The 8052-nt window shown below is 70.7% G+C and carries 10 protein-coding genes; 6 read left to right on the forward strand and 4 right to left on the reverse strand.

Features of this window, described 5'->3' with window-relative positions; translation table 11 throughout:
- The 4 genes from QQK43_RS13855 to QQK43_RS13870 form a co-directional block, all read left to right on the forward strand.
- On the forward strand, positions 1-849 hold an 849-nt coding region (locus tag QQK43_RS13855), incomplete at its 5' end, for a DUF6537 domain-containing protein (protein WP_348533534.1).
- Between the two features lie 70 nt (positions 850-919).
- Complete coding sequence (locus QQK43_RS13860; RefSeq protein ID WP_284308239.1) at positions 920-1948, forward strand: TRAP transporter substrate-binding protein; 1029 nt, start codon at positions 920-922, stop codon at positions 1946-1948.
- A 21-nt stretch (positions 1949-1969) separates the two neighbouring features.
- Positions 1970-2482 carry a TRAP transporter small permease gene (locus QQK43_RS13865; protein WP_284308240.1) on the forward strand — a complete coding sequence of 171 codons (513 nt, stop codon included), beginning with the start codon at positions 1970-1972 and terminating at the stop codon, positions 2480-2482.
- On the forward strand, positions 2472-3773 hold the full coding sequence (locus QQK43_RS13870; protein ID WP_284308241.1) for a TRAP transporter large permease: 1302 nt from the start codon (positions 2472-2474) through the stop codon (positions 3771-3773). Before QQK43_RS13865 ends, QQK43_RS13870 begins: the two co-directional genes overlap by 11 nt.
- A gap of 18 nt (positions 3774-3791) precedes the next feature.
- Here QQK43_RS13870 and QQK43_RS13875 read toward each other — a convergent pair whose 3' ends face one another.
- Together QQK43_RS13875 and QQK43_RS13880 are read right to left on the reverse strand one after the other, a co-directional pair.
- On the reverse strand, positions 3792-3953 hold the full coding sequence (locus QQK43_RS13875) for a hypothetical protein (protein WP_284308242.1): 162 nt from the start codon (positions 3951-3953) through the stop codon (positions 3792-3794).
- Between the two features lie 19 nt (positions 3954-3972).
- Positions 3973-5250 carry a M14 family metallopeptidase gene (locus QQK43_RS13880; RefSeq protein WP_284308243.1) on the reverse strand — a complete coding sequence of 426 codons (1278 nt, stop codon included), beginning with the start codon at positions 5248-5250 and terminating at the stop codon, positions 3973-3975.
- A gap of 218 nt (positions 5251-5468) precedes the next feature.
- Here QQK43_RS13880 and QQK43_RS13885 point away from each other — a divergent pair, with 218 nt between their 5' ends.
- Entirely contained in the window at positions 5469-5840 is a 372-nt protein-coding gene (locus QQK43_RS13885; protein WP_284308244.1) for a YgiW/YdeI family stress tolerance OB fold protein, read from the forward strand.
- On the opposite strand, the gene QQK43_RS13890 is transcribed toward QQK43_RS13885, so the two are convergent.
- Positions 5833-6741 (reverse strand): LysR family transcriptional regulator, encoded by a 909-nt coding sequence (locus QQK43_RS13890; protein ID WP_284308245.1) that lies wholly within the window; start codon positions 6739-6741, stop codon positions 5833-5835. The two genes, QQK43_RS13885 and QQK43_RS13890, sit on opposite strands and share 8 nt — an antisense overlap.
- Before the next feature lie 73 nt (positions 6742-6814).
- On the opposite strand from QQK43_RS13890, the gene QQK43_RS13895 reads away from it, so the two are divergent.
- Positions 6815-7252 (forward strand): PACE efflux transporter, encoded by a 438-nt coding sequence (locus tag QQK43_RS13895; RefSeq protein ID WP_284308246.1) that lies wholly within the window; start codon positions 6815-6817, stop codon positions 7250-7252.
- A 30-nt stretch (positions 7253-7282) separates the two neighbouring features.
- On the opposite strand, the gene QQK43_RS13900 is transcribed toward QQK43_RS13895, so the two are convergent.
- A partial coding sequence (locus QQK43_RS13900; RefSeq protein WP_348533535.1) for an IclR family transcriptional regulator occupies positions 7283-8052 on the reverse strand: 770 nt, incomplete at its 5' end.

An 8052-nucleotide genomic window follows, 5' to 3' on the forward strand; every position in this document is an offset into this window, starting at 1 on the left:
TGTTCCGCCGCCTGGCCGCCGGCCGTGCAGGCGCTGGCCGTGCACGGCGCGCGGCGCTGCCAGGACTACCAGCACACGGCGCACGCCCAGGCTTTTCTGGCCCAGGTCGAACGCCTGGTGGCCGCCGCACCGGCCGCGGCCGGGGCGGCGCTCGAAGAGGCGGTGCGCCAGCTCGCGCTGTGGATGTGCTACGAAGACGTGGTGCGCGTGGCCGACCTCAAGAGCCGCGCTTCGCGCTTCGAGCGGGTGCGCCGCGAGGCCGAGGCCCGGCCCGGCGAGATCGTGCGCATCACCGAACACTTCAAACCCGGCCCGGAAGAAATCGCCTCGGTGCTGCCGCAGCGCCTGGGGCAGGCGCTGATGCGCACCGCCGAACGCCGGGGCTGGCTGGGCAGCGCCCACGTGGGGCTGCACATCCGCACCACCAGCGTCTGGGGTTTTCTGATGCTGCGCACGCTGGCCGGCCTGCGCGCCTGGCGCCCGCGTTCGCTGCGCTTCGCCGAAGAGCAGGCCGCCTGGCAGGCCTGGCTCGACGCCCTGTGCCTGCTGATGCCGCGCGCGCCGCGCCTGGCGGCCGAAGTGGCCGGCCTGCCGCAGGTGCTCAAGGGTTATGGCGACACGCAGCGGCGCGGCCGCGAGAACCACCAGCGCCTCTGGCAGACGCATGTGGCGCCCGCGCTGCAGGCCACCGCCCTGGACGACGCCGCGCTGGCCCAGGCGCTGTCGCAGGCGCTCAAGGCCACGCTGGCCGATCCCGAAGGGCGGCTCAACGCCGCGCACCGCCCGCGTGCCGAGCAGCCCGTGTTCTGGATGCCGAAGGCGTCCGCTGTCCGCCCGGGGCCGCCCTGATCCGGCGGGCCCGATCCCTGTTTTCCCGGTTCCCCATCACAACCATTTTTCCACCCACAGGAGACACACCATGAACCGATTCCACCGCCCGGCCTGGCGCACCGCCGCTGCCCTGGCCCTGTCGCTGTGCGCGCTCGGCGCGCAGGCGCAGGACAAGAGCGTCGAACTCAAGTTCGCGCACTGGCTGCCTGCCAGCCATCCGCTGGCCAAGCTCGGCTTCGAGCCCTGGGCCAAGTCGGTGGAAGAGGCCTCCAAGGGCTCGATCAAGGTCATGCTGTTCCCGGCCCAGCAACTGGGCAAGGCGGCCGACCACTACGACATGGCGCGCGACGGCATCGCCCAGATGACCTGGGTCAACCCCGGTTACCAGGCCGGCCGCTTCCCGCTGATCGCCGCCGGTGAACTGCCCTTCCTGCTGGGCAAGCCCGGTCCCAGTTCGGCCGCGCTGGACCAGTGGTACCGCAGCTACGCCGGCAACGAAATGAAGGACGTGAAGCTCTGCTTCGCGCACGTGCACGTCGGCACCTTCCACTCCAAGACCCCGATCTCCGAGCCCGGCCAGCTCAAGGGCATGAAGATCCGTTCGGCCAACGGCACCGTGGCCCAGACCATGAGCCTGCTGGGCGCCACCAACGTGCAGGTCTCGGCGCCCGAGTCGCGCGACGCGATCCAGAAGGGCCTGGCCGACGCCATCACCTTCCCGTGGAATTCCATCATCTCCTTCGGCATCGACAAGGCGGTGAAGTACCACACCGACATGCGCTTCTACGCCTCGGCCTTCGTGTGGGTCATGAACAAGCCCTGGTACGACGGTCTGGCCGCCGGCCAGAAGAAGGTGATCGACGACCACTGCAACAACACCTGGGCCAGCAAGGTCGGCGCCTCCTGGGGGGATGAAGAAGACAGCGGCCGCACGACGCTGGAAGCACGCGCCGGCCACACGCTGGTCAAGGTCACGCCCGAGCAGTTGGGTGCCTGGAAGAAGGCGGTCGAGCCGGTCTACACCAAGTGGGTGGAAGCCGCGAACGCCACCGGCGTCAACGGCACGGCGGCGCTCGACAGCCTGCGCAAGGAACTGGCGGCCCGCGGCGCGCAGTAAGCCCACCCAGGCTTTCCAGGCATGTTGATCAAGCGCCTGATGGCGGCCACCGAGACGGTGGCCGCCCTGTTCCTGCTGTTCATTGCCCTGCTCACGGCGGGCAATGTGCTGGTGCGGTATGCCTTCAACTGGCAGATCCCCGACTGGTTCGACGGTACGCAGATGCTGCTGGGCATCGCGCTGTTCTGGGGCATCGCCCTGACCACCTACCAGGGCACCCACATCGCGGTGGACGTGCTCTGGGAAATGGCCGGCCCGCGCGGCCGGCGCGGCATCGACCTGCTGGCCGCCACGATCACGCTGGCTTTCCTGGTGCCCCTGGCCTGGATGGTCTGGGTCAAGGTCGGCGGCACCGGCAGCCAGGGCACCATGGACCTGCGCCTGCCGCTGCAGTGGTTTTACAGCGCGGCGGCGGCCGGTGCCACGGTGGCGGCGGTGCTGGCACTGCTGCGGCTGGTGCGCCTGATCCGCGGCGATACCGACAACGATGAGGGGCGCCCTGGCGGCGCCGGAGAGACTCCCGATGGACCGTGACCTGGTCGCCCTGCTGGGGTTTGTGGGCATGTTTGGCCTGATGGCGCTGCGTGTGCCCATCGGCGTGGCCATGGGCATCGTCGGCGTGGCGGGTTTCGCCGCGCTCTCGGGCCTGGGCCCGGGCCTGAACCTGCTGGCCAATGTGCCGCTGTCGGTGCTCACCGACTACAACCTGATCGTCATCCCCATGTTCGTGCTGATGGGCTCGTTCGCGTCGCATTCGGGCATGAGCGCCGAGCTGTTCGCGGCCGGCCGGGCCTGGCTGCACCACCGCCGCGGCGGCCTGGCGCTGGCTTCGGTGGCGGCCTGTGGCGGCTTCTCGGCCATCAACGGTTCGTCGGTGGCCACGGCCGCGACCATGACCCAGGTGGCGCTGCCCGAGATGCGCCGCGCCGGCTACGACGCGGGTCTGTCGACCGGGCTCATCGCCGCCGGCGGCACGCTGGGCATCATGATCCCGCCCTCGGTGATCCTGGTGCTCTACGGCATCATGACCGAGACCGACATCACCCAGCTCTTCGCGGCGGGCGTGGTGCCCGGCCTGATGGCAATCGCCTTCTACTCGGTGGTGGTGGCGCTCATCGCGCGGCTGCGCCCCGAGGCCATGCCCCGGGGCGAGCGCCACAGCTGGTCGGAGCGCCTGGCTTCGCTGCGGCCGCTGTGGGCGGTGATCGTGCTGTTCCTGTTCGTGCTCGGCGGCATCTACGGCGGCCTGTTCACGGTGCAGGAAGCCGCCGGGGTCGGTGCCACCGGCACGCTGCTGATCGGCATGCTGCGCGGGCGGCTGCGCTGGCCGCAGATCAAGGAATCGCTCATCAGCGCGCTGCGCGTGTCCTCGGCCATCATGACCATCGTCATGGGCGCCTACCTGTTCGGCTACTTCCTGACCATCACCCAGTTCACGCAGAACGCGGTGGATTTCCTGGTCAACCTGCCGGTCGGTCCCTACGGCGTGCTGGCGCTGGTGATGGTGGGCTACTTCGTGCTCGGCGCCGTCATGGACGAGCTGGCCATGCTGCTGCTGACCGTGCCCATCGTGCTGCCGGCCATGGTGCACCTGGGGTTCGACCCGGTGTGGTTCGGCGTGATCGTGGTCATGGCCGTGACCTTCGGCATGATCTGCCCGCCCGTGGGCATGAACGTGTTCGTCATCAACTCGATCGCGCGCGACGTGCCGTTGTGGACCATCTACCGCGGCACCATGCCCTTCATCGCCGCCGACGTGGTGCGCCTGTTCCTGCTCTGCGCCTTTCCCTCGCTGTCGCTGTGGCTGCCCTCGCTGATCGCCTGAGGCGGCGGGCAGCGGGCCTCAGGGCGGCAGGGCCTGCAGCAGCACGAAGGCCAGCAGCCCCCACGCGGCCGCCATCTGCCAGCCGTTCTGCGCCAGCCCGCTGGTGATCCGCAGCACCGCACGGCCTCCGTGGAGGTCGATCACGCGGGCCTGGGCGGAAACGGGGCGGGCGGGCAGCATGGGGCACCTGGACGGCCGGTCAGCGGGCCGTGCCCGCAGCGGCCCAGTTGGCCAGCACGCGCGCGAAGACGGCGCGGCTGTCGTGGATGACCTTGGTGCGCCAGTCGGGCGACGAGGGGTAGAACATCTCGCGGTAGTCGCGTCGGATGGCGGCCTCGTCGGCCGGGCTGGCGTAGCCGTGGAACACGCCCTGGTTTTCGAGCAGGGTCACATGCAGCGACTTGATGGCGCCCAGCGTGGTCTGGCTGTCCATGGTGCCGTACTCGAACACCGCCGGCAGGTGCAGGCCGCCCTGGCGCAGGCGGCCCAGCCAGCTCGCGAAGTCGCCGGTCACGGTGTAGAAGTCGCTGCCCGAACCCCAGTCGATGGGCAGGCCGCTGAACGCGGTCTCCAGGCCCTGGCGCACGCGCGGGTCCTGCGGCGGGTCGAAGAACAGGTGCAGCGTGCCCCGCGCGCCGTAGCCGGTGTGCAGGTCGATCGCCATCGACAGCGGGTAGGCGTTGAGCAGCGGCGCGATCACCGGGCCGAGCGCGCGGTACTGCGGCTCCAGCGCCTGGCCGCCGAAGTAAATGCCCTCGGGCTTCTGGTACTGGCCTTGCAACACCGCCTGGCGCAGCGGGCGCATGCCGTGCTGCGCCAGCATGGCCACCGCGCGCAGCAGGAAGAAGCGGTTGGCGGGGGCGCCCACTGCGGCCGGTTCGGTCGGGTTGATCAGCGGGTCCACCACCGGGTAACCGGCGTTGACGCTGCGGTAGAGCGCGTCGTCGGTGCTGGCGTTGCGGTTGAGGTCGACGTTGTTTTCGGTGAAGCGCCGGTAGCGCGCGAAGCCATAGGGGTTGAGCGCGTGCAGCAGCAGCACGCCGGTGTCGGCCAGCGGGCCACCCAGGGCCGTGGGGGTGAGGAATTCGTCCATGAACAGGCGCTGCACCGCGCTGCCGGTGGGGCCTTCCACGCCGTGCACGCCCGAGGTGACCAGCAGCAGCCGCTGCTTCGAGCCGCTTTGCGCCGGGATGTAGAGCCCGTCGACGAACAGGCCGGGCACGCCGCTGGCGCTGGGCACCGGGATCGCGAAGCGCTCCACGCCGGCGTAGCGCGCCGCCAGTGCGTCACCGCGCGCGAGGAAGTCGGCGCGCGCGGCGGCGTAGTCGTCGAGGTACCAGGCCAGCGCCGCAGGGTCGGCGGGCTGGGGCGTGTCGCGGGGGGCGTAGGTGGCCAGGCGCCAGGCGCTCCAGCCGGCGGCGCTCAGCGCCAGCACGGCCAGGCCGGCCAGCACGCGCCACAGCAGTTTCAGGGTCATGGTCGGGTCTCCTCGGTGCGCGGATGCGCGGTGTGCTCCGCTGCGCATCATCGCCGAATCCCGCGTCCGGCCTGTGACGCCTGAACCGCCGATGAACCGGTGGTTCAGGCCCGGTACAAGGGCGCTTTTCCAGAATGGCTCCCGTCGATGCCATGGGGCTGCGGGCCCGCATCGGCACCCCGCCATTCCCTCGCATCCCTTTGAGAAAGGAACACGCCATGTCCCGAAACCTTGCCACCTCCCTCGGCGCCGCCGTCCTGGCCGCGGCCGCGCTGCTCGCCGCCGGCACCGCCGCCGCCCAGTACACCGGTCCCGGCGCGCGGGCCACGCTGACCTCGGTGCAGGCCGTGCTCGACAAACCGGTCGACGATCAGCCGGTGCGGCTGCAGGGCCGGCTGGTGCGCCAGCTGTCCAGCGACCAATTCCTGTTCTCCGACGGCCAGGCCGACATCCGCGTCGAGATCAAGCCGCGCCTGCTGGCCGCGCAGCCGGTGAGCGAGACCACCCGCGTGGAAATCGCCGGTGAGGTCGACCGGCACCGCCGCCAGGGCGCCGAAATCGAGGTCGACGCGCTGCGCGTGCTCAACTGAGCGGTGCGGCTTCGAGGCGGACCGCCTGGCGCATCAGTGCGATGAAGCGCTGCGCCCCCAGTCCCAGCGGCCGGTCGTTGTGCCAGACCACGTCCACCCACAGCCGCAATTGCCCGGTGATGTTGCCGAAGCGCACTTCCACCAGCTGCCCGGCGCGCACCAGCGGCTCCACCAGCCGCCGCGGCAGGTAGGCCCAGCCCAGGCCGGCCTGCACCAGGCTCAGGGTGCTGAGGTGGCTGTCGGTGCGCCAGATCTGGCGCGCCACGCGCAGGCGCGGGTCGCTGCCGCGGCCGTCGCGCCCGGCCACCACGATCTGGCGCACGCCCACCAGGTCTTCCAGCCGCAGCGCGTCGGCGTGCGACACCACCACCGGGTGGTCGGGCGACATCACCGCCACCAGGATCTCCTGCCCCACTTCCTGGAACGATTCGCGGTCGTCGGTGCCGGGGCGCTCGAACACCAGCGCCAGTTGCGCTTCGCCGGCATAGAGCAGGCGCAGCGCGTCGGCCTGGGGCGCCGACAGCACCTCCACGTCAAGCGACGGAAATTCCTGCGCCAGCACCGCCAGCGGCTGGCTCCAGGGCGCCGACAGCAGCTCGGGCGCGATCGCCAGCGTCAGGCGCCGCTCCAGCCCCTGGTGCAGTTGCGCCGCGTGCGCCTGCAACTGCCACAGCTGCCGCGCGAGCTGGCGCGCCTGGGGCTCCAGCGCCCGGGCCACGTCGGTCGGTCGGGGTTCGCGCGTGCTGCGGTCGAACAGGGTCAGGTCGAGCTCGGCTTCCAGCTGCGCGATGGTCATGCTCACCGCCGAGGGCACGCGCCCGAGCTGGCGCGCGGCCGCTGAAAACGAGCCGTGGTCGAGCACGGCCAGAAACACGCGCACGTTGTCGCTGGTGAATGCCATGGCGGCAACATATCAGAAAAACTGAAACTATCTGACTTTTACGTTCAGTCAGGCCGGCCTAACATCCGCCCCCATGCAAGGTCTTCAACGAAAAATCGTCTATATCACCCTCTACGAACTGATCGCCATTGCCTCGTCCAGCGTCGGGCTGGCGCTGCTGTCGGGCCAGGGTGCGGGCCACGCCAGTGTGGCGGCGGTGGCGGCTTCGGCCATTGCCGTGGTGTGGAACTTGGTCTTCAACACCCTGTTCGAGCGCTGGGAAGCCCGGCAGGCCACGCGCGGGCGGGGGTTCTGGCGCCGGGTGGCGCACGCGGTGGGTTTTGAAGGTGGGCTGGTGCTCACGCTGGTGCCGCTGTTTGCCTGGTGGTTCGGCATCACGCTGTGGCAGGCCTTTTTGCTGGAAGCCTGGCTGATCGTCTTTTTCCTGATCTACACCTTCGTCTTCAACCTGGCGTTCGACAAGGTGTTTGGCCTGCCGCTGTCGGCGCAGCCGGCGCCGCAGGCCGGCTGACCCGGGCCGCCGCCGCACTTTCCGCGGTTTTCAGTTGCCGCCCCAGGTGCGCGCCAGCGCCTGCGCCGCGGCCTGCAGGCGGGGCAGGCGGTCGATGGCCTGCGCCAGCGTCATGCGCGCGGCCGGCGCCTGCAGCGCCACCGCGCAGCGCGGCATGCCACCGGGCTGGCTGGCCGGCACCGGCACCGCCACGCACACCAGGCCTTCCACGAACTCTTCGGCGTCGACCGCGTAGCCGTCCTTGCGGATGCGGCGGAACTCCGCGTCCAGCGCGTCCTGGCTGGTCAGCGTGGTGGCGGTGTGGCGCGCCAGCGGCAGCCCGTCGAGCAGGGCCTTGCGTTGTGCGGCCGGCAGGTGCGCCAGCAGCAGCTTGCCGCTGGCCGAACAGTGGATGGGCACGCGCGTGCCGGGCCGCAGGTTGAACTGCAGCGGAAACGCCGATTCGATGCGGTCCAGGTACACCACCTCGGCGCCCGAGAGCGCGGTCAGGTTGCAGCTTTCGCCCACGTCGGCCACCAGCTGGCGCAGCACCGCGTGCCGCACGCCCTGCTGCGTGCTGCCGGCCAGCGCCGCTTCCGACAGGCGCAGCAGGCGCGGTGCCACCGCGTAGCGGCGGCCGTCGGGCTCGCGCGCCAGCAGTTCGCCGGCTTCGAGCTGGGCCAGCAGGCGGTGCACCGTTGGCTTGGGCCAGCCGCTGGCGGCCACCGCCTCGGCCAGGGTCAGCGGGCGGCCTTCGCGCACCAGCACGTCCAGCAGGTCGAACAGGCGCAGGCCGGGGGAAGCGGGGGTGGTTGCACTCA

It is taken from the genome of Hydrogenophaga electricum (genome assembly GCF_030160815.1).
GTDB classification, from domain to species: domain Bacteria; phylum Pseudomonadota; class Gammaproteobacteria; order Burkholderiales; family Burkholderiaceae_C; genus Hydrogenophaga; species Hydrogenophaga electricum.

Excerpts from the sequence above, each read along its gene's own strand:
- QQK43_RS13860 (WP_284308239.1), top strand. The coding sequence starts at position 920 with ATGAACCGATTCCACCGCCCGGCCTGGCGCACCGCCGCTGCCCTGGCC.
- QQK43_RS13865 (WP_284308240.1), top strand. The coding sequence starts at position 1,970 with ATGTTGATCAAGCGCCTGATGGCGGCCACCGAGACGGTGGCCGCCCTG.
- QQK43_RS13870 (WP_284308241.1), top strand. The coding sequence starts at position 2,472 with ATGGACCGTGACCTGGTCGCCCTGCTGGGGTTTGTGGGCATGTTTGGC.
- QQK43_RS13875 (WP_284308242.1), bottom strand. The coding sequence starts at position 3,953 with ATGCTGCCCGCCCGCCCCGTTTCCGCCCAGGCCCGCGTGATCGACCTC.
- QQK43_RS13880 (WP_284308243.1), bottom strand. The coding sequence starts at position 5,250 with ATGACCCTGAAACTGCTGTGGCGCGTGCTGGCCGGCCTGGCCGTGCTG.
- QQK43_RS13885 (WP_284308244.1), top strand. The coding sequence starts at position 5,469 with ATGTCCCGAAACCTTGCCACCTCCCTCGGCGCCGCCGTCCTGGCCGCG.
- QQK43_RS13890 (WP_284308245.1), bottom strand. The coding sequence starts at position 6,741 with ATGGCATTCACCAGCGACAACGTGCGCGTGTTTCTGGCCGTGCTCGAC.
- QQK43_RS13895 (WP_284308246.1), top strand. The coding sequence starts at position 6,815 with ATGCAAGGTCTTCAACGAAAAATCGTCTATATCACCCTCTACGAACTG.